The organism is Streptococcus sp. 3167 (assembly GCF_013277175.1).
Taxonomy (GTDB): domain Bacteria; phylum Bacillota; class Bacilli; order Lactobacillales; family Streptococcaceae; genus Streptococcus; species Streptococcus pseudopneumoniae.
In genome coordinates this window covers 1-25,026 of the sequence record NZ_VMML01000015.1, presented here as the reverse complement: position 1 = coordinate 25,026, position 25,026 = coordinate 1, and the positions used below count along the sequence as shown (strand labels likewise).

The 25,026-nt window shown below is 40.2% G+C and carries 21 protein-coding genes and 4 pseudogenes; 21 read left to right on the top strand and 4 right to left on the bottom strand.

All coding sequences use genetic code 11. From position 1 onward, the window contains the following. Positions 1 to 80: 80 nt before the first annotated feature. A protein-coding gene (locus HT678_RS02410) for an IS630 family transposase (RefSeq protein WP_100127898.1) occupies positions 81 to 1,128 on the bottom strand; the annotation gives its coding sequence in 2 pieces (ribosomal slippage) (positions 81 to 633 and positions 632 to 1,128; 1,050 coding nt in all). Positions 1,129 to 1,353: 225 nt separating this feature from the next. On the opposite strand from HT678_RS02410, the gene HT678_RS02405 reads away from it, so the two are divergent. The 9 genes from HT678_RS02405 to HT678_RS02365 all read left to right on the top strand — a co-directional run bounded on the left by HT678_RS02405 (position 1,354) and on the right by HT678_RS02365 (position 8,528). Continuing rightward, the gene (locus HT678_RS02405; protein WP_166731177.1) at positions 1,354 to 1,767 is read left to right on the top strand and encodes a GNAT family N-acetyltransferase; all 414 of its coding nucleotides are present in this window, start codon (positions 1,354 to 1,356) and stop codon (positions 1,765 to 1,767) included. A 429-nt stretch (positions 1,768 to 2,196) separates the two neighbouring features. Further along, entirely contained in the window at positions 2,197 to 2,397 is a 201-nt protein-coding gene (locus HT678_RS02400; RefSeq protein WP_001054562.1) for a F0F1 ATP synthase subunit C, read from the top strand. A gap of 34 nt (positions 2,398 to 2,431) precedes the next feature. Next, complete coding sequence (gene atpB / locus HT678_RS02395) at positions 2,432 to 3,148, top strand: F0F1 ATP synthase subunit A (RefSeq protein ID WP_000392851.1); 717 nt, start codon at positions 2,432 to 2,434, stop codon at positions 3,146 to 3,148. 13 nt (positions 3,149 to 3,161) lie between these two features. Beyond that, a complete protein-coding gene (gene atpF / locus HT678_RS02390) occupies positions 3,162 to 3,656 on the top strand; it encodes a F0F1 ATP synthase subunit B (protein WP_023941012.1) in 495 nt (164 codons plus the stop codon). Then, on the top strand, positions 3,656 to 4,192 hold the full coding sequence (locus tag HT678_RS02385; protein WP_023941011.1) for a F0F1 ATP synthase subunit delta: 537 nt from the start codon (positions 3,656 to 3,658) through the stop codon (positions 4,190 to 4,192). Before atpF ends, HT678_RS02385 begins: the two co-directional genes overlap by 1 nt. Positions 4,193 to 4,206: 14 nt before the next feature. Next, positions 4,207 to 5,712, top strand: a complete 1,506-nt coding sequence (atpA, locus tag HT678_RS02380; RefSeq protein ID WP_023941010.1) for a F0F1 ATP synthase subunit alpha — start codon at positions 4,207 to 4,209, stop codon at positions 5,710 to 5,712. 15 nt (positions 5,713 to 5,727) lie between these two features. Continuing rightward, on the top strand, positions 5,728 to 6,606 hold the full coding sequence (locus HT678_RS02375) for a F0F1 ATP synthase subunit gamma (protein ID WP_000301222.1): 879 nt from the start codon (positions 5,728 to 5,730) through the stop codon (positions 6,604 to 6,606). Positions 6,607 to 6,691: 85 nt separating this feature from the next. Next, positions 6,692 to 8,098 carry a F0F1 ATP synthase subunit beta gene (gene atpD, locus HT678_RS02370; RefSeq protein ID WP_000094362.1) on the top strand — a complete coding sequence of 469 codons (1,407 nt, stop codon included), beginning with the start codon at positions 6,692 to 6,694 and terminating at the stop codon, positions 8,096 to 8,098. Positions 8,099 to 8,108: 10 nt separating this feature from the next. After that, entirely contained in the window at positions 8,109 to 8,528 is a 420-nt protein-coding gene (locus HT678_RS02365; protein ID WP_000192870.1) for a F0F1 ATP synthase subunit epsilon, read from the top strand. A 176-nt stretch (positions 8,529 to 8,704) separates the two neighbouring features. On the opposite strand, the gene HT678_RS02360 is transcribed toward HT678_RS02365, so the two are convergent. Continuing rightward, the gene (locus HT678_RS02360; protein WP_000665626.1) at positions 8,705 to 9,718 is read right to left on the bottom strand and encodes a lactonase family protein; all 1,014 of its coding nucleotides are present in this window, start codon (positions 9,716 to 9,718) and stop codon (positions 8,705 to 8,707) included. Positions 9,719 to 9,861: 143 nt separating this feature from the next. Here HT678_RS02360 and HT678_RS02355 point away from each other — a divergent pair, with 143 nt between their 5' ends. From HT678_RS02355 to HT678_RS02335, 5 genes are all read left to right on the top strand, one after another. Next, on the top strand, positions 9,862 to 11,028 hold the full coding sequence (locus HT678_RS02355) for an AI-2E family transporter (protein ID WP_000435449.1): 1,167 nt from the start codon (positions 9,862 to 9,864) through the stop codon (positions 11,026 to 11,028). Next, entirely contained in the window at positions 11,018 to 12,247 is a 1,230-nt protein-coding gene (locus HT678_RS02350; RefSeq protein ID WP_023941003.1) for a tetratricopeptide repeat protein, read from the top strand. The genes HT678_RS02355 and HT678_RS02350 overlap by 11 nt, the downstream gene beginning before the upstream one ends. A 145-nt stretch (positions 12,248 to 12,392) precedes the next feature. Continuing rightward, positions 12,393 to 13,034, top strand: coding sequence for an amino acid ABC transporter permease (locus HT678_RS02345; RefSeq protein WP_050208578.1), 642 nt, complete (start codon positions 12,393 to 12,395; stop codon positions 13,032 to 13,034). A gap of 9 nt (positions 13,035 to 13,043) precedes the next feature. After that, the gene (locus tag HT678_RS02340; protein ID WP_050223529.1) at positions 13,044 to 13,673 is read left to right on the top strand and encodes an amino acid ABC transporter ATP-binding protein; all 630 of its coding nucleotides are present in this window, start codon (positions 13,044 to 13,046) and stop codon (positions 13,671 to 13,673) included. A 12-nt stretch (positions 13,674 to 13,685) separates the two neighbouring features. After that, complete coding sequence (locus HT678_RS02335) at positions 13,686 to 14,522, top strand: amino acid ABC transporter substrate-binding protein (protein WP_000759186.1); 837 nt, start codon at positions 13,686 to 13,688, stop codon at positions 14,520 to 14,522. A 277-nt stretch (positions 14,523 to 14,799) separates the two neighbouring features. On the opposite strand, the gene HT678_RS02330 is transcribed toward HT678_RS02335, so the two are convergent. Together HT678_RS02330 and HT678_RS02325 are read right to left on the bottom strand one after the other, a co-directional pair. Then, positions 14,800 to 15,147, bottom strand: coding sequence for a thiol reductase thioredoxin (locus HT678_RS02330; protein ID WP_050090142.1), 348 nt, complete (start codon positions 15,145 to 15,147; stop codon positions 14,800 to 14,802). Between the two features lie 110 nt (positions 15,148 to 15,257). Then, complete coding sequence (locus HT678_RS02325; protein WP_050090145.1) at positions 15,258 to 16,976, bottom strand: phospho-sugar mutase; 1,719 nt, start codon at positions 16,974 to 16,976, stop codon at positions 15,258 to 15,260. 278 nt (positions 16,977 to 17,254) lie between these two features. Between HT678_RS02325 and HT678_RS11695 the strand changes: the two are divergent. From HT678_RS11695 to gla, 7 genes and pseudogenes are all read left to right on the top strand, one after another. Further along, positions 17,255 to 17,371, top strand: a pseudogene (locus tag HT678_RS11695) (YSIRK-type signal peptide-containing protein); the annotation flags it as partial. A gap of 1,807 nt (positions 17,372 to 19,178) precedes the next feature. Beyond that, positions 19,179 to 20,300: pseudogene (locus HT678_RS11425) on the top strand (MucBP domain-containing protein). Beyond that, a pseudogene (locus HT678_RS11885) lies at positions 20,258 to 20,566 on the top strand (cell surface protein); the annotation flags it as partial. The pseudogenes HT678_RS11425 and HT678_RS11885, both read left to right, overlap by 43 nt. Then, positions 20,546 to 20,761: a hypothetical protein gene (locus HT678_RS11880; protein WP_345890407.1), complete on the top strand. Its 216-nt coding sequence runs from the start codon at positions 20,546 to 20,548 to the stop codon at positions 20,759 to 20,761. The pseudogene HT678_RS11885 and the gene HT678_RS11880, both read left to right, overlap by 21 nt. A gap of 81 nt (positions 20,762 to 20,842) precedes the next feature. Then, positions 20,843 to 22,549 (top strand): annotated as a pseudogene (locus tag HT678_RS11420) (hypothetical protein); the annotation flags it as partial. A 102-nt stretch (positions 22,550 to 22,651) separates the two neighbouring features. Beyond that, the gene (locus HT678_RS11875) at positions 22,652 to 23,302 is read left to right on the top strand and encodes an LPXTG cell wall anchor domain-containing protein (protein WP_044012429.1); all 651 of its coding nucleotides are present in this window, start codon (positions 22,652 to 22,654) and stop codon (positions 23,300 to 23,302) included. A 222-nt stretch (positions 23,303 to 23,524) separates the two neighbouring features. Further along, complete coding sequence (gene gla, locus HT678_RS02280) at positions 23,525 to 24,394, top strand: aquaglyceroporin Gla (RefSeq protein WP_000348129.1); 870 nt, start codon at positions 23,525 to 23,527, stop codon at positions 24,392 to 24,394. Positions 24,395 to 25,026 lie beyond the last annotated feature (632 nt).

The window sequence follows — 25,026 nt, the reverse complement described above, 5'->3', positions numbered from 1 at the left end:
TTGAAGAGATTTGCGAAGAGTATGACCAGCTTGCAAGCTGGTCTTTATGCTCTTTTCACAGTCTCATCAACCAGTTATACTCATCTACTTTCAAAAAGCATTCTAGTCCATCTCCGATTAACGATGGACGTTATCACCTCCTTCTCCAGTCCTTGTATAACATCTTGAAGTTGATTCATGACATCTTCCAAAGTTCGAAAGGCTTTATTCTTAAATCCACGTTTACGAATCTCTTTCCACACTTGTTCAATGGGGTTCATCTCTGGTGTGTATGGAGGAATAAAGGTAAAGCCAATATTAGTCGGAATCTTTAAGGTACTTGATTTATGCCATATGGCATTGTCCATAACGAGTAAAAGATAATCATCTGGATAAGCTTGTGAAAGCTCTTCTAAAAAGGCGTTCATCCACTCAGTATGACATCCACCAGCGATTAAGAAAAATGATTCGCCTGTATGGGCATCAACAGCTCCATAACAATAGCAAAATTCTCGTATATAGTGACTATGGACATGTGGACCTACTCCCATTGGAGCCCAACAAGATCCCAGTTTACTGATTCTACCGAAACCAGCCTCATCTTGGTACATCAAGCGAACCTTACGAAAATGCCTACTGGTTTTAAAGCGCTTTCTTGTCTTCTTGAATTGAGATTTTATTTTTAGACGCGACAATGGTTTGAACGTCTGCTTTCTTGGGATGTTCTGGACGTGGCCTAATATTTCGCCAACCATGGCGCTTCAAGAGTTGATAAAAGACATCACATGTGTAGGAAGGACCTAACTCCTTTGTATAAGCCTGAAATAAGGCATCAATTGTAACAAATTCTCCTGCCTCTGCAGCCTTCAAATGACAGGCAAGAAAGGCTTTCTCTTCCTCAATTGTCATATATGCATGGTTACGACCACCACGTGTTTCTTGAAGGAGAGAATCGAGTCCGAACTCCTCATATTTTTTTACAGTTGGCCAAATCGTTGTTTGATTACAGCCTAAAAGCTCTATAATCTCTTTATAAGATTTACCCATCAGACGAAATAGAACGATTTGAAGGCGTTTATGATATTTAGCTGTACTAGAGTCTTTTAAAAGTGTTTTGATAGCTTGGATTTCTTCTTTAGTTGATTTCATATTACTACTATATAATGCTTTTTAATTTTAGTTTAGTATGAGCTGACTTCGTCAGTTCTATCTACAACCTCAAAACCATGCTTTGAGCAACCTGTGGCTAGTTTCCTATTTTGCTCTTTGATTTTCATTGAGTATTAGATGTATAGTGCATTGAAGTTAAAATAGTATACTTTGGTTTCTAAGACATTGTTAGAAATTAGATTAAATTCCTTAATCGATTTGCGCATGTTTTATTTTATTTCACTATACTTTAGATTGAAAAATAAGGATTCACATAAATCGCAAGAAATAGGGAATCTGATTCGTGTTTATAACCGTTCAAAAAGAGAGGAAGCTGAAAGTGAGCCACTTAATCTTTATGTCGAAGATGAAAAGGGCAATCTCCTGGCAGGTTTGATAGTAGAGACTTTTAGAAATTGGCTAGAAATCGAGTATTTATTTGTAAAAGAGGAACTGAGAGGGCAAGGAATCGGTTCAAAACTATTGCAGCAAGCAGAAACTGAAGCTAAGAATCGAAACTGTCGTTTTGCCTTTGTCAATACCTACCAGTTTCAAGCTCTTGATTTTTATAAAAGGTATGGCTACAAGGAAGTCTTTAGGTTACAAGACTATCCCTACATTGGGCAAAGATATTATTAGCAAAAGAATCTGTAAGGTGAGTATGGAGGTATAATACAAAGAGAGGCTCGCACATAAGTATGGAGGTGGACTGATGTATATGAGTAACTATCGATAAATACCAGTTATAACCTAGAAATTGTGTCTTTCTGGGCAATATTGGGTACAATGCAATGGCAGCTGAGAAATTGGGAATCAAGGCTTATCGGGTTAAGAAAAGAAGTGATGTGGTTGATATCTTAAAACAATTTATTTAAACTAAAAACTCTCTATCTTTTTAAATTGACATTAATCCGAGATTCCCCTCTCGAGTTTTTCAGAATAGAGTGAAATCCGAAAGAAAATGGAAATAATTTTTATTAAACGCTTCCAATAGCGGTTAAAAGTTGACAAATTTAAATTTTAGGACTACACTAAGTAAGTAAATTTTATTTTAAAGGAGAATTCGTTATGAATTTAACATTTTTAGGCTTATGTATTGCCTGTATGGGCGTATCTGTCGGTGAAGGTTTATTGATGAATGGACTGTTTAAATCAGTAGCACGCCAACCAGATATGCTTTCTGAGTTTCGTAGTTTGATGTTTTTAGGTGTTGCCTTTATTGAAGGAACTTTCTTTGTAACTCTTGTCTTCTCATTTATTATCAAATAAATACATGGAACGAGAAGAAAAGGGAGGATTTTAGATGGAAGAAAGTATTAATCCAATCATCTCTATTGGTCCTGTTATCTTCAATCTGACTATGTTAGCCATGACCTTGTTGATTGTGGGAGTTATTTTTGTCTTTATTTATTGGGCAAGCCGCAATATGACCTTGAAACCCAAAGGAAAGCAAAATGTACTTGAGTATGTCTATGACTTTGTTATTGGATTTACAGAACCTAACATTGGTTCGCGCTACATGAAAGATTACTCACTCTTTTTCCTTTGTTTATTTCTTTTCATGGTGATTGCCAATAACCTTGGCTTAATGACAAAGCTTCAAACGATCGATGGGACTAACTGGTGGAGTTCGCCAACCGCTAATTTACAGTATGACTTAACCTTATCTTTTCTTGTCATTTTGTTGACACATATAGAAAGCGTTCGTCGTCGTGGATTTAAAAAAAGTATAAAATCTTTTATGAGTCCTGTTTTTGTCATACCGATGAATATCTTGGAAGAATTTACAAACTTCTTATCTTTGGCTTTGCGGATTTTTGGGAATATCTTTGCAGGAGAGGTCATGACGAGTTTGTTACTTCTTCTTTCCCACCAAGCTATTTATTGGTATCCAGTAGCCTTTGGAGCTAATTTGGCTTGGACTGCATTTTCTGTCTTTATTTCCTGCATCCAAGCTTATGTCTTTACTCTTTTGACATCTGTGTATTTAGGGAATAAGATTAATATTGAAGAGGAATAGAAAGGAGTAACTGATGCACGTAACAGTAGGTGAATTGATTGGTAATTTTATTTTAATCACTGGCTCTTTTATTCTTTTGCTAGTCTTGATTAAAAAATTTGCATGGTCTAATATTACAGGCATTTTCGAAGAAAGAGCTGAAAAAATTGCTTCAGATATTGACAGAGCTGAAGAAGCCCGTCAAAAAGCAGAAGTATTGGCTCAAAAACGCGAAGATGAATTGGCTGGTAGCCGTAAAGAAGCTAAGACAATCATTGAAAATGCAAAGGAAACAGCTGAGCAAAGTAAGGCTAATATCTTAGCAGATGCTAAACTAGAAGCAGGACGCTTAAAAGAAAAAGCAAACCAAGAAATTGCTCAAAACAAAGCTGAAGCTTTACAAAGCGTTAAGGGTGAGGTAGCAGATTTGACCATCAGCCTAGCTGGTAAAATCATCTCACAAAACCTTGACGGTCATGCCCATAAAGAACTCATTGATCAGTATATCGATCAGCTAGGAGAAGCTTAATGGACAAGAAAACAGTAAAGGTAATTGAAAAATACAGCATGCCTTTTGTCCAATTGGTACTTGAAAAAGGAGAAGAAGCCCGTATCTTTTCAGACTTGACTCAAATCAAGCAAGTTGCTGAAGAAACAGGTTTACCTTCTTTTTTAAAAAAAGTGACAGTAGATGAGTCTGACAAGAAAAAAACGATTGCTTTTTTCCAAGACTCTGTGTCACCTTTATTACAAAACTTTATCCAGGTTCTGGTCTACAATCACAGAGCAAATCTTTTTTATGATGTGCTTGTAGATTGCTTGGACCGACTTGAAAAAGAAACAAATCGATTTGAAGTGACGATTACTGCTGCTCATCCTCTAACTGATGAACAAAAGAGTCGTTTGCTCCCTTTGATTGAGAAGAAAATGTCTCTGAAAGTAAGGAGTGTAAAAGAACAAATCGATGAAAGTCTCATTGGTGGTTTTGTTATTTTTGCCAATCACAAGACAATTGATGTGAGTATTAAACAACAACTTAAAGTTGTTAAAGAAAATTTGAAATAGAAAGTGGTGTTCTTTTGGCAATTAACGCACAAGAAATCAGCGCTTTAATTAAGCAACAAATTGAAAATTTCAAACCCAATTTTGATGTGACTGAAACAGGTGTTGTAACCTATATCGGGGACGGTATCGCGCGTGCTCATGGCCTTGACAATGCCATGAGTGGAGAGTTGTTGATCTTTGAAAACGGCTCTTATGGTATGGCTCAAAACTTGGAGTCAACAGACGTTGGTATTATCATCCTAGGTGACTTTACAGATATTCGTGAAGGCGATACAATCCGCCGTACAGGTAAAATCATGGAAGTCCCAGTAGGTGAAAGTCTGATTGGTCGTGTTGTGGATCCGCTTGGTCGTCCGGTTGACGGTCTGGGAGAAATCCACACTGATAAAACTCGTCCAGTAGAAGCGCCAGCTCCTGGTGTCATGCAACGTAAGTCAGTCTCAGAACCATTGCAAACTGGTTTGAAAGCTATTGACGCCCTTGTACCGATTGGTCGTGGTCAACGTGAGTTGATTATCGGTGACCGTCAGACAGGGAAAACAACCATTGCGATTGATACAATCTTGAACCAAAAAGATCAAGATATGATCTGTATCTATGTCGCAATTGGACAAAAAGAATCAACAGTTCGTACGCAAGTAGAAACACTTCGTCAGTACGGTGCCTTGGACTACACAATCGTTGTGACAGCCTCTGCTTCACAACCATCTCCATTGCTCTTCCTAGCTCCTTATACTGGGGTTGCCATGGCGGAAGAATTTATGTACCAAGGGAAGCATGTTTTGATTGTATACGATGATCTATCAAAACAAGCGGTAGCTTATCGTGAACTGTCACTCTTGCTTCGTCGTCCTCCAGGTCGTGAAGCTTTCCCAGGAGATGTCTTCTACCTTCACAGCCGTTTGCTTGAGCGCTCAGCTAAAGTTTCTGATGAACTTGGTGGTGGATCAATTACAGCTCTACCATTTATCGAGACACAAGCAGGAGATATCTCTGCCTATATCGCAACCAACGTGATTTCTATCACTGATGGACAAATCTTCCTTGGTGATGGTCTCTTCAATGCGGGTATTCGTCCAGCCATCGATGCGGGTTCATCTGTATCGCGTGTAGGTGGTTCTGCACAAATCAAAGCCATGAAGAAGGTTGCTGGTACACTTCGTATCGACCTTGCTTCATACCGTGAGTTGGAAGCTTTCACTAAGTTTGGTTCTGACTTGGACGCAGCAACACAGGCTAAGTTGAACCGTGGACGTCGTACCGTTGAGGTCTTGAAACAACCTGTTCACAAACCCTTACCTGTTGAGAAACAAGTAACCATTCTCTATGCTTTGACACATGGTTTCTTGGATACTGTTCCAGTAGATGATATTGTTCGTTTCGAGGAAGAGTTCCATGCCTTCTTTGACGCTCAACATCCAGATATTTTGGAAACCATTCGTGATACAAAAGACTTGCCAGAAGAAGCAGTCTTGGATGCTGCGATTACAGAGTTTCTCAATCAATCTAGCTTCCAATAAGAATAGAGGTGTCAGATGGCAGTATCTCTAAATGATATTAAAACAAAAATCGCCTCAACAAAAAATACGAGTCAAATCACTAATGCCATGCAAATGGTATCAGCTGCTAAGCTAGGTCGCTCTGAAGAAGCTGCTCGCAACTTCCAAGTTTACGCTCAGAAAGTTCGCAAACTTTTGACAGATATTCTTCATGGTAATGGAGCTGGTGGCTCAACCAATCCCATGCTGATTAGCCGTCCTGTGAAGAAGACAGGCTATATCGTCATTACTTCAGATCGCGGTTTGGTTGGAGGGTATAATTCTTCTATTCTGAAAGCCGTTATGGAGTTGAAAGAAGAATACCACCCAGACGGTACAGGTTTTGAAATGATCTGTATCGGTGGAATGGGAGCTGATTTCTTTAAGGCTCGTGGTATTCAACCACTTTATGAATTACGTGGCTTGGCGGATCAGCCTAGCTTTGATCAAGTTCGTAAGATTATTTCAAAAACTGTTGAAATGTACCAAAATGAACTCTTTGATGAACTCTATGTTTGCTACAACCACCATGTCAATACGCTAACCAGTCAAATGCGTGTGGAACAAATGCTTCCGATTGTTGACTTGGATCCAAATGAAGCGGATGAAGACTACAGCTTGACTTTTGAATTGGAAACCAGCCGAGAAGAAATTTTGGAGCAGTTGTTGCCTCAGTTTGCAGAAAGTATGATTTACGGTGCCATTATCGATGCCAAGACAGCTGAGAATGCTGCTGGTATGACAGCCATGCAAACAGCGACTGATAATGCTAAGAAAGTCATCAATGATTTGACAATTCAGTATAACCGTGCCAGACAGGCGGCGATTACACAAGAAATTACAGAAATCGTAGCAGGTGCTAGTGCCTTAGAATAGGCTCTAGTCCAGCTCGTATGAAAATGAACTTAGGACCTAGTTGAACTAGGAACCGACAGTATCTTATATAGAATAGGAGAAGGAGATGAGTTCAGGTAAAATTGCTCAGGTTATCGGTCCCGTTGTAGACGTCTTGTTTGCAGCAGGGGAAAAACTTCCTGAGATTAACAATGCACTTGTCGTCTACAAAAATGACGAAAGAAAAACAAAAATCGTCCTTGAAGTAGCCTTAGAGTTGGGAGATGGTATGGTTCGTACTATCGCCATGGAATCAACAGATGGTTTGACTCGTGGAATGGAAGTATTGGACACAGGTCGTCCAATCTCTGTACCAGTAGGTAAAGAAACTTTGGGACGTGTCTTCAACGTTTTGGGAGATACCATTGACTTGGAAGCTCCTTTTACAGAAGACGCAGAGCGTCAGCCAATTCATAAAAAAGCTCCAACTTTTGATGAATTGTCTACCTCTTCTGAAATCCTTGAAACAGGGATCAAGGTTATCGACCTTCTTGCCCCTTACCTTAAAGGTGGTAAAGTTGGACTCTTCGGTGGTGCCGGAGTTGGTAAAACCGTCTTAATCCAAGAATTGATTCACAACATTGCCCAAGAACACGGTGGTATTTCAGTATTTACCGGTGTTGGGGAACGTACTCGTGAGGGGAATGACCTTTACTGGGAAATGAAAGAATCAGGCGTTATTGAGAAAACAGCCATGGTCTTTGGTCAGATGAATGAGCCACCAGGAGCACGTATGCGTGTTGCCCTTACTGGTTTGACAATCGCTGAATACTTCCGTGATGTAGAAGGCCAAGACGTGCTTCTCTTTATTGATAATATCTTCCGTTTCACTCAGGCTGGTTCAGAAGTATCTGCCCTTTTGGGTCGTATGCCATCAGCCGTTGGTTACCAACCAACCCTTGCTACGGAAATGGGTCAATTGCAAGAGCGTATTACATCAACTAAGAAGGGGTCTGTAACCTCTATCCAGGCTATCTATGTGCCAGCGGATGACTATACTGACCCAGCGCCAGCAACAGCCTTCGCTCACTTGGATTCAACAACAAACTTGGAACGTAAGTTGGTACAATTGGGTATCTACCCAGCCGTTGACCCACTTGCTTCAAGTTCACGTGCCTTGGCACCTGAAATCGTTGGAGAAGAGCACTATGCAGTTGCTGCAGAAGTAAAACGTGTCCTTCAACGTTACCATGAATTGCAAGATATCATTGCTATCCTTGGTATGGATGAGCTTTCTGATGAAGAAAAGACCTTGGTGGCTCGTGCCCGTCGTATCCAGTTCTTCTTGTCACAAAACTTCAACGTTGCGGAACAATTTACTGGCCAGCCAGGTTCTTATGTTCCAGTTACTGAAACGGTACGTGGCTTTAAGGAAATCCTTGATGGTAAATACGACCACTTGCCAGAAGATGCCTTCCGTGGTGTAGGTTCTATCGAAGATGTGATTGCAAAAGCTGAAAAAATGGGATTTTAAGAGGTGATCTATGACTCAGTTAACTGTCCAGATCGTGACACCAGATGGTCTCGTCTATGATCACCATGCCAGCTATGTATCGGTTCGAACTCTGGATGGTGAGATGGGGATCTTGCCACGACATGAAAATATGATTGCGGTTTTAGCAGTTGATGAAGTAAAGGTGAAACGTATTGATGACGAAGATCACGTGAACTGGATTGCAGTAAATGGCGGTGTTATTGAAATTGCCAATGATATGATCACAATCGTCGCTGACTCTGCAGAACGTGCTCGTGATATCGATATCAGTCGTGCAGAACGTGCCAAACTTCGTGCAGAACGTGCAATTGAAGAAGCACAAGACAAACACTTGATTGACCAAGAACGTCGTGCGAAGATTGCGCTGCAACGTGCCATTAACCGTATTAATGTCGGAAATAGACTATAAGAAAAAATGAACTTGAAAATTCCAAGTTCATTTTTTTATGGTGTTTTATACTCAATAAAAATCAAAAAGCAAACATAGGAAGTTAGCCATAGGTTGCTCAAAACACAGTTTTGNNTCAGTAACCATACCTACGGTAAGGCGACGCTGACGTGGTTTGAAGAGATTTTTGAAGAGTATTAAGGAGCAAAACGGATGCAGACTGCTTCGGGAACATGGAAGTCGTTGGAGAGTTCTGCTAGACGACCATTGTCACAATTACGTTTAAAGACAGTTGCATTGTCAGAGTCTTGGTGGACAGCAATGAGAAATTTTTGGTCAGGTGTCAAATCAAAATCACGTGGAGTCTGACCATGTGTTGGAACGATTTCTAATAACTCTAAGCTACCGTCCGCAAGGATGGTATATACTGCGATAGAATCATGACCACGGTTAGAAGCGTAGAGGTATTTACCGTCTTTAGAGAGACGAATAGCAGCGGTTCCATTAAAGCCTTCATAACCGTCTGGTAAAGTTGAAATAACCTGCATACGTTCAAATTCGCCAACACCATCGTAGATTAAAACCTCGATAGTACTATTGAGTTCACAAATCAGATAAGCGATTTTATAGTGGTTATGGAAAACGATATGGCGTGAGCCTGCTCCTGGCTGGCTGTGATAGGTGTAGAGCTTAGATAATTTTCCTTCTTGGTCAAGGTCATAAGTGATGACTTGGTCAGTACCCAAATCGCAGGTCACTAGATAGTGGTCAGGTGTTAAATCTGTATAGTGAACATGAGGAGATGCTTGATTTTCATGTGGACCTTGGCCACTGTGTTGATCTACATCACTAAGTAAAAGGCTCCCATCCTTCTGACGTTTATAAACCAGTACCTGTCCTTTATGGTAGTTGGCTGCATAGACCAAATTACGCTTTTCATCGACAGCAACATAACAGTGGGGAGCTCCTTCCTCAACGACATGATTTAACACAGTCCCGTCAGTTTGATAGGCTGCAATTCCCCCCTTATCGTCTTGACTACCAACGGTGTATAAATGTTGGTGCTGGTCAAAGGCAAGGTAGGTTGGACTTGGTTCAGCTGCAAAAAGTTCTAGGTTTGAAAGCTGACCAGTTTCTGTATCAAAGTCAGCCTTGTAAATCCCTTGGGAAGTACGACGTGTGTAAGTTCCAAAATAAACAGTTTCTTTCATAACTTTACCTCTATATAAAGATAAGACTATTATATCACAAAAACAAGCCAATTAAAGACATCCAATTAGATGTAAGCACTTTAAAAAAGAGTTATTTTGATTTAAAAATGGTATAATGAGAGAACGATAGAAAGGAAGTATTTATGGAACAAAAAGAGAAACATTTTAGCCTGTCTTGGTTTTTCAAGTGGTTTTTGGATAACAAGGCCATTACGGTATTTTTGGTAACCTTATTATTGGGACTGAATCTTTTTATTTTAAGTAAGATTAGTTTTCTATTTTCACCTGTTTTAGACTTTTTGGCAGTTGTGATGCTGCCAGTTATTCTATCTGGTTTACTATATTATTTATTAAATCCTATTGTTGATTGGATGGAGAAGCATAAGGTGAATCGTGTCATAGCTATCACTATTGTCTTTGTCATCATCGCTATCTTTATCATTTGGGGCTTGGCAGTAGCTATTCCAAATCTGCAACGTCAGGTTTTGACCTTTGCAAGAAACGTTCCTGTTTACTTAGAAGATATAGATAGGATTGTTAATGGATTGGTAGCCCAGCACCTGCCAGATGATTTCAGACCTCAGTTAGAGCAGGTTTTGACAAACTTCTCTAGTCAGGCTACAGTTTGGGCAAGTAAAGTTTCATCTCAGGCAGTCAACTGGGTGAGTGCCTTTATTAGCGGAGCTTCTCAAGTGATTGTTGCCTTGATTATCGTTCCTTTCATGCTCTTTTATCTCTTGCGTGATGGGAAAGGCTTGCGTAACTATTTGACCCAATTTATGCCAAGAAAATTGAAGGAACCTGTTGGACAAGTTTTATCAGATGTGAATCAACAGTTGTCCAACTATGTTCGAGGGCAAGTAACAGTGGCTATTATTGTAGCAGTAATGTTTATGATTTTCTTCAAGATTATTGGTCTACGCTATGCAGTTACGTTGGGGGTTACTGCTGGTATTTTAAATCTGGTTCCTTATCTTGGTAGCTTTCTAGCCATGCTTCCTGCCCTAGTATTGGGGTTGATTGCTGGTCCAGTTATGCTTTTGAAAGTAGTGATTGTCTTTATCGTAGAACAAACTATTGAAGGCCGTTTTGTCTCTCCATTGATTTTGGGAAGTCAATTAAACATCCATCCCATTAATGTTCTCTTTGTTTTGTTAACTTCAGGATCTATGTTTGGTATCTGGGGAGTTTTACTTGGTATTCCAGTTTATGCCTCTGCTAAGGTTGTCATTTCAGCCATTTTCGAATGGTATAAGGCAGTCAGTGGTCTATATGAATTAGAGGGCGAGGAAGTCAAAAGTGAACAATAGTCAACAGATGTTACAGGCTTTGGAGGAGCAAGATTTAGCCAAGGCTGAGCACTATTTCGTCAAAGCTTTAGAAAATGATCCAAGTGACCTTCTGTATGAGTTGGCAACTTATCTTGAAGGAATTGGTTTTTATCCTCAGGCAAAGGAGATTTACCTGAAAATTGTAGAGGATTTCCCAGAGCTTCATCTTAATCTAGCTGCAATTGCTAGCGAGGATGGTCAAATCGAAGAAGCCTTTGCTTATCTTGAGGAAATCCAAGCTGACAGTGACTGGTATGTTTCGGCTTTGGCTTTGAAGGCAGATCTTTACCAGATGGAAGGTTTGACAGATGTGGCGCGTGAGAAATTGCTGGAGGCTTTGACCTACTCAGAGGATCCTCTCTTGATATTGGGTTTGGCAGAGTTGGATAGTGAGTTGGAAAATTACCAAGAGGCCATTCAAGGCTATGCCCAGTTAGATAATCGTACTATTTATGAGCAAACGGGCATTTCCACCTATCAACGAATTGGTTTTGCCTATGCCCAGTTAGGGAAATTTGAAACGGCTACTGAGTTTTTAGAAAAAGCCCTGGAGTTAGAATACGATGACCTAACAGCTTTTGAGTTGGCCAGCCTTTACTTTGATCAAGAAGAATACCAAAAAGCCACCCTTTACTTTAAGCAGCTTGATACCATTTCTCCTGACTTTGAAGGCTATGAATATGGTTATAGCCAGGCCTTACATAAGGAACATCAAGTTCAAGAAGCCCTGCGTATCGCTAAGCAAGGCTTAGAGAAAAATCCCTTTGAAACTCGCCTCTTGCTAGCTGCTTCGCAATTCTCTTATGAATTGCATGATGCAAGTGGGGCAGAAAATTATCTCCTAACAGCTAAAGAAGACGCTGAGGATACAGAAGAAATCTTGCTTCGTTTAGCCACTATTTATCTGGAGCAGGAGCGTTATGAGGATATTCTAGACTTGCAGAGCGATGAGCCAGAAAATCTCTTGACCAAGTGGATGATTGCTCGTTCCTATCAAGAAATGGACGATTTGGATACTGCCTATGAGCATTACCAAGAGTTGGCAGGAGATTTAAAGGACAATCCAGAGTTTTTGGAACACTATATCTATCTCTTGCGTGAATTGGGCTACTTTGAGGAAGCAAAAGTCAATGCACAAGCTTACTTAAAACTGGTTCCAGATGATGTGCAAATGCAAGAACTGTTTGAGAGATTGTAAGAATGTTTAAACATATAGAACTGTAGTTTATCTCTTTTGATAGCTACGGTTTTTATTTGTATATGATAGAATTTTTTTGCAAAAATGGTTGGTTATTTTGTTTATTCATGCTATAATAGGAACAATTACTTTTAGGAGGTGCAGTATGTCTTATTTATTTGAGATATTACCGAGTTTACTGAATGGTGCGAGCACGACTGTACAGGTCTTTGCACTGGTCTTGCTATTTTCGATTCCCTTGGGCGTTTTGATTGCCTTTGCCTTGCAAGTCCATTGGAAGCCCCTCCATTATCTGATTAACATTTACATCTGGGTTATGCGTGGCACCCCCTTACTCTTGCAACTGATTTTTATTTATTATGTGCTCCCAAGTATTGGGATTCGTTTAGACCGCCTTCCTGCAGCTATTATTGCCTTTGTTTTGAATTATGCGGCTTACTTTGCAGAAATTTTCCGTGGGGGAATTGACACTATTCCAAGAGGACAGTATGAGGCAGCCAAGGTCTTGAAGTTTAGTCCCTCTGCCACAGTGCGCTATATCATTTTACCTCAGGTGACCAAGATCGTGCTTCCTAGTGTCTTTAACGAAGTTATGAGTTTGGTCAAGGATACTTCTCTGGTATATGCTCTAGGAATTTCTGATCTTATCTTGGCTAGTCGAACAGCTGCCAACCGTGATGCTAGTCTAGTTCCCATGTTCTTGGCAGGAGCCATTTACTTGATTTTAATTGGGATTGTGACAATTATTTCCAAAAAAGTTGAGAAGAAGTATAGTTATTATAGATAGGAGGCTGCCATGTTAGAATTACGAAATATCAATAAAGTCTTTGGAGATAAACAAATCCTGTCTGATTTCAGTCTAAGTATTCCTGAAAAGCAAATCCTGGCTATCGTTGGACCTTCTGGTGGAGGTAAGACAACTCTCTTACGTATGCTTGCGGGTCTTGAAACCATTGATTCAGGGCAAATCTTTTATAATGGACAACCTTTAGAGCTGGATGAATTACAGAAGCGCAATCTACTGGGATTTGTCTTCCAAGATTTTCAACTGTTCCCTCATTTATCAGTTCTGGACAATTTGACTTTATCGCCTGTGAAGACCATGGGGATGAAGCAGGAAGAAGCTGAGAAGAAGGCGAGTGGACTCTTGGAACAGTTAGGACTGGCAGGGCATGCAGACGCTTATCCATTTTCACTATCTGGTGGGCAAAAGCAGCGGGTGGCCTTGGCGCGTGCTATGATGATCGACCCAGAAATCATTGGCTACGATGAACCAACTTCTGCCCTGGATCCAGAATTGCGCTTGGAAGTGGAGAAGCTAATCTTGCAAAATAGGGAACTTGGGATGACCCAGATTGTGGTAACCCACGATTTGCAGTTTGCTGAAAATATCGCAGATGTATTATTGAAAGTAGAACCTAAATAGGAGGAAAAATGGATGAAAAAATGGATGCTTGTATTAGTCAGTCTGATGACTGCTTTGTTCTTAGTAGCTTGTGGGAAAAATTCTAGCGAAACTAGTGGAGATAATTGGTCTAAGTACCAGTCTAACAAGTCTATTACTATTGGATTTGATAGCACTTTTGTTCCAATGGGATTTGCTCAGAAAGATGGTTCTTATGCAGGATTTGATATTGATTTAGCTACAGCTGTTTTTGAAAAATACGGAATTACGGTAAATTGGCAACCGATTGATTGGGATTTGAAAGAAGCTGAATTGACAAAAGGAACGATTGATCTGATTTGGAATGGTTATTCCGCTACAGATGAACGCCGTGAAAAGGTGGCATTCAGTAACTCATATATGAAAAATGAGCAGGTATTGGTGACCAAGAAATCATCTGGTATCACGACTGCAAAGGATATGGCTGGAAAGACATTAGGAGCTCAAGCTGGCTCATCTGGTTATGCGGACTTTGAAGCAAACCCAGCGATTTTAAAGGATATTGTCGCTAATAAGGAAGCGAATCAATACCAAACCTTTAATGAAGCCTTAATTGATTTGAAAAATGATCGAATTGACGGTCTATTGATTGACCGTGTCTATGCAAATTATTATTTAGAAGCAGAAGGCGTTTTAAACGATTATAATGTCTTTACAGTTGGACTAGAAACAGAAGCCTTTGCGGTTGGAGCCCGTAAGGAAGATACAACTCTGGTTAAGAAGATAAATGAAGCTTTTTCTAGTCTTTACAAGGACGGTAAATTCCAAGAAATCAGCCAAAAATGGTTTGGAGAAGATGTAGCAACCAAAGAAGTAAAAGAAGGACAGTAAGATAAAATAGTGGCTGAGACTACGTTTTGATTAGCAAAACGTAGTTTTTTTGTAATCTAGGAAAACGATAATAGCGATTGAATCTGGATAATTGAATATGGAATAGCCCACTGTGATTTCTAAAACATTGTTAAAAATTGATTTGACTTCCAAAATTAAAATGTGCTGTAATGAAATGCTGATGTAACTGTTTTAGAAACAATAAAACGCATAATATCAAGGTTTTTGCACCTTACATTATGCGTTTTTGTAATTTTAAGACTTGTTAGCTGATTTTTTACAATCCAGCAAAGTCCTTGATTTCTTGTGCTGACATTGAAGAGTCGCAACGGACGTTGATTTGTCCATCTGCAACGTGAACAAATCCTGGTACAGTTGGGATTCCGTAGCGTGAGCGGAATGCTTGCAACTCATTGAGTTGGCTTGCTTCTTCACTATTGATGAAGTAGATGTGAGCTTTGGTTTCAGCTACGACACCTGCCAAAGTACCTGCAAATTTACGGCAGTAAGGGCAAGTTTTACGACCGATAAAGAAAGTGGCAGTTTCTTTTTTATCAAGAGCTTCTTGCGCACGCGCAACTGTAGTGACTTCAAGGTCTTTAATGTTATCTAAAAATTGTTCCATGAGATTACCTCGCTTTCATTGATAAGTCTAGTATGCCATAAAGTTTCTAAAATTGCTTAGATTTGATACGAAAAAAAGATGAGATTGTTTGGTCTCATCTTTTTAGGTCTTTATTTTATAAAAGCATTGATTTCTGCTTCGATGTTAGCAATTTTAGCTTGTGATTCTTCGTTGGTTTCACCTACAACTGCAATGTAGAACTTGATTTTTGGTTCTGTCCCTGAAGGGCGAACGGCAATCCATGAACCGTCAGCAAGTGTGTATTTCAACACATCGCTTGGAGGAGTTGTCAAGTTTGTAACAGTACCGTCAGCAGCAGTAGCTGTTTGAGCTTTGAAGTCTTCTACGACAGTGATAGCTGTTGTGTTCCATTCTTTTGGAGCATTGTTACGGAATTTAGCCATAATCGCTTTGATTTGTTCAGCACCATCGACACCTGAAAGGGTAACAGAGATTGTCTTTTCTGCGTAGTAGCCGTACTCTTTGTAGATTTCTTCGATACCGTCAGCAAGTGTCAAACCACGTGAACGGTAGTAGGCAGCAAGTTCAGCAACGACAAGAACAGCTTGGATAGCGTCTTTATCACGTACAAATGGTTTAATCAAGTAACCGAAGCTTTCTTCAAATCCCATCATGTAAGTGTGATTGTGTTTTTCTTCGAATTCTTGGATTTTTTCAGCGATGAATTTGAAACCAGTCAAGACGTTGAACATAGTTGCGCCATAGCTTTCAGCAATCTTCGTTACCAAGTCAGTTGATACGATAGATTTGCAAAGGGCTGCATTTTCAGGAAGAGTTCCAGCATTTTTATGAGCTTCCAAGATGTATTTAGCCATGATAGCACCGATTTGGTTACCTGAAAGGTTGAGGTAGCTACCATCTTTTTGAAGAACTTCAACACCAACACGGTCAGCGTCTGGGTCAGTTGCCACAAGAACATCTGCACCAACTTGACGACCAAGTTCTTCAGCAAGGGCAAAGGCTGCTTGGCTTTCTGGGTTTGGAGATTTTACAGTTGAGAAGTCAGGATCAGCAGTTGCTTGCGCTTCAACGACTTGAACTGAGTCAAATCCTGCTTGGGCAAGAGCACGACGAGCCAACATTTCACCAGTACCATGAAGTGGTGTGTAGACAATTTTCATGTCTTTACCGAATTCTTCAATCAAGGCTGGGTTGATGTTTACGTCCTTAACTTCTTTAAGGTATTCTACGTCAACAGCTTCGCCGATAACTTCAATCAAGCCAGAAGCCTTTTCAGATTCCACATCAGCAACTTCAACTGCAAATGGGTTTTCGATTGCACGGATATAAGTAGTCAAAGCGTCCGCGTCGTGTGGAGGCATTTGTCCACCGTCTTCACCGTAAACCTTGTAACCGTTAAATGGAGCAGGGTTGTGGCTGGCTGTGACCATGATACCTGCGAAACAGTTGAGGTGACGAACTGCAAATGATAGTTCTGGAGTTGGACGAAGGCTTTCAAATACGTAAGATTTGATGCCGTGTTTAGCAAGAACTGCCGCAGATTCAAAGGCAAATTCAGGTGAGAAGTGACGGCTGTCGTAGGCAATTGCCACACCGCGTTCTTTTTCATTTCCACCTTTTGACTCAATCAAACGAGCCAATCCCTCAGTAGCTTGGCGAACAACGTAGATGTTGATGCGGTTTGTACCAGCACCAATCAAGCCACGCATACCTGCAGTACCAAATTCAAGATTTGTATAGAAGGCATCTTCCTTAGTTTTTTCATCCATATTTTCCAAATCTTGACGAAGGTAGTCAGGAAGCTCCGCAAAATCAACCCATTTCTGGTAATTTTCTTGGTAAGACATTCAAATTCTCCTTTTTGTAAATTGTTTTAACCGTTCACATTATAGCACTTTTTAGCATTTTAGTAAAACGGTAGCATAAGTTTTTAGTCAATGAGCGAAGAAGACTGTACTATTCATAATTTTGATTTAAGTGTGTTCATTACAAACCGAAATGACAAGTCAAGTTTATCCTATTTGTAGTCTCTAAAAAATTGAAATTAAACCTTATTCGTTGTATAATTTAAAATGAGGATTATTGTATAAGATCTGTTATAATATATATCTTTCGATATATATATATGGAGGTAGTCATGAATAGTCCAGAAAAACAATTAAAATACAGTATTCGAAAAGTGAGTGTCGGTGCAGCTAGTGTTGTCATTGGGGCGCTCTATCTTTTGATGGGAGCTGGGATTGCTCATGCTGAGGGCGTGGAGTCAGCGAGGGAAGCTGAGAGGACAGCAAACCCGACAGATCCAGGACAGTCTGGAATTGGAGAGCCAGAAAACAAGACTGACCTCAGTCATACTGATGCAGCAGCAAACACCTATAATGCTCCCGTAGCTGACAATCCGCTAGTAACTCCAGAAAGTACGAAACCTCGTACTCGTAGTAAAAGAGAATTAGCTGATGAGGAGGCAAGTGATTCATCGAATGGAGCTACAGGAACTGAATCAGAGCCGACTTCTGGAAATGAGGGAGGTTCAGACACAGCAGATACTGATTCAGATTTACTGGATGCCAATCGTAAGGGTGACACAGTAAAAGAACACCAGCCCGGGGTCATTGTGCCTAAAGATGGAGAGACAGGTGGGGATGATAAGAATGCCCATCTGAAATTTGATACTCCTAAGGAAAATCTGACTCTCGAACAATTATGGGATATTGTAAAAAATATGCCAGACGACTTCCAAAATAATGAACGTTCTTACTTGCGTAGTATGAACACCCTTGGGGATGCTCTTAGATTTAAAAACGGCAAAGTCAGTGAAGATGGTACAGGAGATAAATTACAAGATGGTGAAATAAGAGAACTTGATTCTTTCGGTGGATGGACAGCGATTGCAGGTAAAGATGGCAGACCAGGTAAATTCGTTATTGGTAAGAAAAATGCAGATGGTTACTTTACAGGTTGGTATAAGAAAGAAGATGGTACGATTGAACAAGGTGGTATGCTTGGGGCAGATGCCTTAGATAACATTTTTGTGCACGAACAAGCATTAGACCGTCGTTTTAAATACATGCTTATGCTTGTTAAAGGACGTACACGAGCTAATCGTGACGAGACGGTTTCAGATAATTCGAAGTATGATCCACGTGCTCAAAATGAACGTGCTAATAAGAACTCCACCGAATTTAAGAATCTCCCATTTTTAGAAAAAGATAAGTATAATAAATATTCTCCAGGTGTAGTTGGATATAATGGGATAGAGAAGCAGTTTACTGCCTTTTCTCCTGGCTTCGGAAGCCGTGTTCGTGTGGAATTTGTGACAGGATATATCTCAGATATTAATGGTTCTAAAGGAACCTATCGAGTAGTCATTAAAACTAAGGATACTGCTGGCCAAGAGAAGACGGTATACGATGAAACCATTCACCGTGTAGCCGAAATCGTTCAAAATGAAAACTTGTACAAAAAAGGTTTAAATGTAGAACTGGCGAATTTCCAAATTTCCAAATTTTTTAAAGATGAGTTTAAATCTCGTGTTAATAAAATTCGTAATGAGAAAATAAAATTTACTCCATTACACCGTAAACCCAGAAGATATTATACAGAAGAAGATACCAAACTGTACAATCAATTGGAAGCAGAAGCTAGGGAAGAAGTTAAAAAACAAGGCGATATTGTATTAAATGTTACGGAAGACTTCTTAAGTATAGAAAAATCAAAAGAAAGAGATTCAGAGTGGGGAAAAACATTCACAAGCACATCTCAGTCAACTTCAAAGCTATCAAACGAATTAAATAATTTATTGAAAGTTGCTGATAAAGATACTCCTAATACCCCAACTTGGCTAAACTCAAGCACTCCTCCAGCTAAAGCTGATGACAGAGTATATAAACTACTGAGGACTCTTATACCAGGTGCTAAGAAAATTACCTATCATGTTAAGGATGATCAGCTAGAAGTAGAAACAGAAAAATACACCTATCTCGCCGCTAGAAATGGTAGTAAGGAAGCAGGTATTCAAGGGTCAGATATAGAAGCAACTGCAAGTGCAGATACATATGGTGTTGATTCCCAAACCTTTGAGAGAGACAATACAAATACAAAAGCAAATAACCTTAATAAAGGTTGGGCTAGATCTGATTCTGAAGACTTCAAACATTTCTCACACTTTGTAGGGGTAGACAAAGGAATTGTGCGAACGAATGTACTGACTGATAAACAACTATCTGATAAGATTAAGGACGCAGTGGGTCCTGGAGATAGCAATCTAGGAAAAGGTGGCTACTTCTCTACTGGGGATGTTTTATTAGCAAAAGATGTTGTTTCTTATACCGTACAAGTATTTTCAGAGAATAATGACAGAGTAGGGGTAAATCCTCAAAGTCACCGTGTTCAGTATAATCTTCCAATTCTCGCTGACTTTTCAGTCATCCAAGATACTGTGGAACCATCACGAACCGTTGTTGAAAAAATCATTCCAAAACTAAATATTCCCGAAGAAGAGAAAAAGAAAATAACCGAAGAAATCAAGAAAAAGAAGAAAACCTCAGAATTGGCAGAACTAATCTCAGGAAATGTGAAAGTTCGCTATGTTGATGAACAAGGGCATTTGCTATCATTGAAAAATGATACTGGAATTGGAGAAAAAGAAAGTGACGGAACCTACATTACCAATAAAAAACAACTGATTGGTACTAGCTATAATGTCACAGATAAAAAACTCAGCACTATCTCAACGACTAATGGGAAACATTATAGAGTCAAAAGAGATTTGGGGGAAAATTCTGCCCCTACTGAAGGAAATATCGTAAGCGGGGTAAGAACGGTAACTTATGTATATGAGGAACGTGAAGCGCCTACTACTGCTACAGTAACAGCCAATTACTATAAAGAAGGTACCCAAGAGAAGTTGGCAGAGTCTGTTGTACAAGCTGATTTAGCGATAGGTTCTGAGTATACTACAGAAGCAAAAGTTATTGAAGGAAAAACAACAACTGAGGACAAAGAAGACCGAGTTATCACAAGGAAAACAACATACACCTTGGTAGCAACTCCTGAAAATGCCACAGGAACTGTACCAGAAGACGGTGCAACCGTTAACTACTACTACCGTGAGAATGTTGAGGAAACAGTGGTTCCTAAAACAGCCACCACTACTGAGACGAAGACTATAACGCGTACCATTCATTACGTTGATAAAGTTACGAACCAAACTGTCAAAGAAGATGTTGTTCAACCTGTAACCTTAAGCCGTACAAAAACTGAGAACAAGGTAACAGGAGTTGTAACCTACGGTGAATGGACAACAGGAAACTGGGACGAAAAAGTTTCACCATCAGTAGAAAACTATGGTCCAGCCGAAACAGCTACGGTTTCTTCTGCGACCGTCACATCAGTAAGCAAAGATGAGACAGTCGTTGTGAAATATCCGCAAGCTACAGAAGATGTTAAAGAAACTAAAACTGTTACCCGTACCATCAAGTATGTCGATAAAGCCAACGAAACAACCGAAGTAGCTAGCCCAGTTACGCAAACAGTTGAATTAACAAGAACTAACAAGCGTAATAAAGTGACGAAAGTCGTGACAGAAGGAACTTGGTCAACAGGCAACTGGGACGAAAAAGTTTCACCATAAGTAGAAAACTATGGTCCAGCCGAAACAGCTACGGTTTCTTCTGCGACCGTCACATCCGCAAGCACAGATGAGACAATCGTTGTGAAATATCCGCAAGCTATAGAAGATGTTCAAGAAACCAAAACTGTTACCCGTACCATCAAGTATGTAGATGCGACTGATGAAACAACAGAAGTAGCTAGCCCAGTTACGCAAACAGTTGAACTAACAAAAACCAACAAGCGTAACAAAGTGACAGGTAAAGTAACAGAAGGAGACTGGTCAACAGGTACATGGGCGACCCAAGCCTCTCCAACAGTCACTAACTATGACGCACCAGATAAGGCAACTGTAGCGGAAGCAACTGTAACATCAACAACTACAGATACAACCGAAGTAGTGAAATACCCACAAGCTACAGAAGATGTTAAAGAAAGCAGAACTGTTACCCGTACCATCAAGTATGTCGATAAAGCCAACGAAACAAAAGAAGTGGCTGATTCAGTTACGCAAACAGTTGAACTAACAAGAACCAACAAGCGTAACAAAGTGACGAAAGTCGTGACAGAAGGTGAATGGACAACAGGCAACTGGGACGAAAAAACTTCACCATCAGTAGAAAACTATGACGCCCCAGATAAGGCAACTGTAGCGGAAACAGCTGTAACATCAACAACTACAGATACAACCGAAGTAGTGAAATACCCACAAGCTACAGAAGATGTTAAAGAAAGCAAAACTGTTACCCGTACCATCAAGTATGTAGATGCGACTGATGAAACGACAGAAGTAGCAACACCCGTTACGCAAACCGTCACCTTAACGCGAACCAACAAGCGTAACAAAGTGACGAAAGTCGTGACAGCAGGAGACTGGACAACAGGTACATGGGGTTCTCAAGACTCTCCAACTGTAACCAACTATGACGCCCCAGATAAGGCAACTGTAGCGGAAACAGCTGTAACATCAACAACTACAGATACAACCGAAGTAGTGAAATACCCACAAGCTACAGAAGATGTTAAAGAAAGCAGAACTGTTACCCGTACCATCAAGTATGTCGATAAAGCCAACGAAACAAAAGAAGTGGCAACACCAGTTACGCAAAGCGTCACCTTAACGCGAACCAACAAGCGTAATAAAGTGACGAAAGTCGTGACAGCAGGAGACTGGTCAACAGGTACATGGGGTTCTCAAGACTCTCTAACTGTAACCAACTATGACGCTCCAGATAAGGCAACTGTAGCGGAAACAGCTGTAACATCAACAACTACAGATACAACCGAAGTAGTGAAATACCCACAAGCTACAGAAGATGTTAAAGAAAGCAAAACTGTTACCCGTACCATCAAGTATATAGATGCGACTGATGAAACAACAGAAGTAGGTAGCCCAGTTACGCAAACAGTTGAACTAACAAGAACCAACAAGCGTAATAAAGTGACAGGTAAAGTAACAGCAGGAGACTGGTCAACAGGTACATGGGGTTCTCAAGACTCTCCAACTGTAACCAACTATGACGCCCCAGATAAGGCAACTGTAGCAGAAGCAACTGTAACGTCAACAACTACAGATACAACCGAAGTAGTGAAATATCCGCAAGCTACAGAAGATATTAAAGAAAGCAAAACTGTTACCCGTACCATCAAGTATGTAGATGCGACTGATGAAACAACCGAAGTAGGTAGCCCAGTTACGCAAACCGTCACCTTAACGCGAACCAACAAGCGTAACAAAGTGACAGGTAAAGTAACAGAAGGAGACTGGTCAACAGGTACATGGGGTTCTCAAGATTCTCCAACTGTAACCAACTATGACGCCCCAGATAAGGCAACTGTAGCGGAAGCAACTGTAACATCAACAACTACAGATACAACCGAAGTAGTGAAATATCCGCAAGCTACAGAAGATATTAAAGAAAGCGAAACTGTTACCCGTACCATCAAGTATGTAGATGCGACTGATGAAACAACAGAAGTAGCTAGCCCAGTTACGCAAACAGTTGAATTAACAAGAACCAACAAGCGTAATAAAGTGACGAAAGTCGTGACAGAAGGTGAATGGACAACAGGCAACTGGGACGAAGTCGTATCGCCAGAAATTGAAAATTATGGTAAACCAGATTTACCAAAAGTATCGAATGCAGAAGTAACAGCAGATTCAAAAGGTACGACTATTTTGGTAAGGTATGACCGTTTATCAAGACCAGAAAAACCAATTCCAGAAATTCCAAGTCCTCAGGAACCAGGTGCTCCAGGTGAACCGACTCCAGACAAACCAAACCCACAACCAAATCCAGAGCATCCAAGTGTTCCGACACCAAACCCAGAACTACCAAATCAAGAGACTCCAATACCAGAGCTAACTCCAGAACCAGGTACTCCAAAAACTGAAATTCCAGTGAGTCCAGACCCAGAAGTTCCGACTTCTGAGACAAATAAAAGAGAGGAATTGCCAAACACAGGTCCAGAAGCGAATGCTACCTTGGCTAGCGCTGGTATCATGACCTTATTAGCTGGTCTAGGATTAGGATTCTTCAAGAAAAAAGAAGATGAAAAATAATAGATTTTAGAATCTAGGAACAAGGAAAAGCTCACAGATGTGGGCTTTTTCCTGGTTTTGAGAACGAGGTCTTTCGAGAAGATTAAAAACGCTTACAAGTTCATTAGACTGGGAAACTCTGAATCCTATTTTTTTAAAAATATTTCCAGAAATCAGTTGCTAAATAGGGTAAAAATTGATAGAATAAAGAATATCTAAAAAATTTTAAGGAGAATCTAGCAAATGGATTTCACATGGGCACTGAAATATGCCACTGAATTTTTGGGAACTGCCATTTTGATCATTCTTGGGAATGGTGCAGTTGCCAACGTTGAACTTAAAGGTACGAAAGGTCACCAAAGTGGCTGGCTCGTCATCGCTGTTGGTTATGGTATGGGGGTTATGATCCCAGCCTTGATGTTTGGTAACGTATCTGGGAACCACATCAACCCTGCTTTCACTCTAGGACTTGCAGTTAGCGGTCTTTTCCCTTGGGCACAAGTGGTACCTTACATTATCGCGCAAGTCTTGGGGGCTATCTTTGGTCAAGCCTTAGTTGTGGCAACACACCGTCCATTCTACTTGAAAACTGAAAACCCAAATAACATCTTGGGAACTTTCTCAACTATTTCAAGTATTGACCATGGTACAAAAGAAAGTCGCTATGCAGCAACTGTTAATGGTTTTGTAAACGAGTTTGTTGGTTCATTTGTTTTGTTCTTTGCAGCTCTCGGTTTGACTAAAAACTTCTTTGGTGCTGAAGTGCTTCAATACATGAAACAAATGGCAACACAAGCAGGACAGACAGTTGATTTTTCTGACTTGGCTATTAAAGCACAGGTGGCTCCACACACTGCTTCAGGACTTTCTGTGGCTCACTTGGCACTTGGATTCCTCGTTATGGCTTTGGTAACATCACTTGGAGGACCTACAGGACCTGCCTTGAACCCAGCTCGTGACTTGGGGCCACGTCTCCTTCATGCTTTCCTTCCGAAATCAGTTCTTGGTGAGAATAAAGGCGATTCAAAATGGTGGTATTCTTGGGTACCAGTAGTAGCACCTATTGCAGCAGCAATTGCGGCAGTAGCTGTATTCAAATTCCTTTATCTCTAAGAAATAGCTCCTTTAACATTTGAGTGAGCACCATTTATAAGTAAGAGAGGATCAGATTGGTTCTCTCTTTTTGATTTTTCAGGGAAATGAAAGAAAATCGACACAAACTCCTCTCCAGCAGTGGTTTAAAAGTCTCAGTGGGTTATTCCAACTTTAATGGGCTATAGTAGGTTGCAGTTGAAATAATAGACCCTTTTTCTCAAACATTGTGAGAAATTAGTTTGAATTCCCCAATCAAATTGTGCAGTTTTCATTCTACTATATATTATATTATCGGAGATGGGTTCCCTATCTTGTAAGTCTGCTTTATAGTGGGTTGAAGTTGGAATAGTCCGCCCTTCTTTCTCGAACATTGTGAGGAATTGATTTGCCTTCCTCAACAAAATGTTTAGTTTTTATTTCATTTTGCCATAAAATAAGCGATTAGGGGGCTATTCTTCGACCAACATTGGCTCTGCTGTGTCCTATGATTGTTATCGTTTTATCTGCAATCTTATACTCAATGAAAATCAAAGAGCAAACTAGGAAACTAAACCCAGCTTGACCAAAGCACAAGTTTTGAGGTCGCAGGTAGAACTGACCAAGCTGATGTGGTTTGAAGAAATTCCCCAAGGCCAAATTTCAAGTTCAAG

Bases quoted from the DNA above. Each gene is read 5' to 3' on its own strand.
- HT678_RS02405 (WP_166731177.1), top strand. From the start codon at position 1,354: ATGTTTTATTTTATTTCACTATACTTTAGATTGAAAAATAAGGATTCA.
- HT678_RS02400 (WP_001054562.1), top strand. From the start codon at position 2,197: ATGAATTTAACATTTTTAGGCTTATGTATTGCCTGTATGGGCGTATCT.
- atpB (WP_000392851.1), top strand. From the start codon at position 2,432: ATGGAAGAAAGTATTAATCCAATCATCTCTATTGGTCCTGTTATCTTC.
- atpF (WP_023941012.1), top strand. From the start codon at position 3,162: ATGCACGTAACAGTAGGTGAATTGATTGGTAATTTTATTTTAATCACT.
- HT678_RS02385 (WP_023941011.1), top strand. From the start codon at position 3,656: ATGGACAAGAAAACAGTAAAGGTAATTGAAAAATACAGCATGCCTTTT.
- HT678_RS02375 (WP_000301222.1), top strand. From the start codon at position 5,728: ATGGCAGTATCTCTAAATGATATTAAAACAAAAATCGCCTCAACAAAA.
- atpD (WP_000094362.1), top strand. From the start codon at position 6,692: ATGAGTTCAGGTAAAATTGCTCAGGTTATCGGTCCCGTTGTAGACGTC.
- HT678_RS02365 (WP_000192870.1), top strand. From the start codon at position 8,109: ATGACTCAGTTAACTGTCCAGATCGTGACACCAGATGGTCTCGTCTAT.
- HT678_RS02360 (WP_000665626.1), bottom strand. From the start codon at position 9,718: ATGAAAGAAACTGTTTATTTTGGAACTTACACACGTCGTACTTCCCAA.
- HT678_RS02355 (WP_000435449.1), top strand. From the start codon at position 9,862: ATGGAACAAAAAGAGAAACATTTTAGCCTGTCTTGGTTTTTCAAGTGG.
- HT678_RS02345 (WP_050208578.1), top strand. From the start codon at position 12,393: ATGTCTTATTTATTTGAGATATTACCGAGTTTACTGAATGGTGCGAGC.
- HT678_RS02340 (WP_050223529.1), top strand. From the start codon at position 13,044: ATGTTAGAATTACGAAATATCAATAAAGTCTTTGGAGATAAACAAATC.
- HT678_RS02335 (WP_000759186.1), top strand. From the start codon at position 13,686: ATGAAAAAATGGATGCTTGTATTAGTCAGTCTGATGACTGCTTTGTTC.
- HT678_RS02330 (WP_050090142.1), bottom strand. From the start codon at position 15,147: ATGGAACAATTTTTAGATAACATTAAAGACCTTGAAGTCACTACAGTT.
- HT678_RS02325 (WP_050090145.1), bottom strand. From the start codon at position 16,976: ATGTCTTACCAAGAAAATTACCAGAAATGGGTTGATTTTGCGGAGCTT.
- gla (WP_000348129.1), top strand. From the start codon at position 23,525: ATGGATTTCACATGGGCACTGAAATATGCCACTGAATTTTTGGGAACT.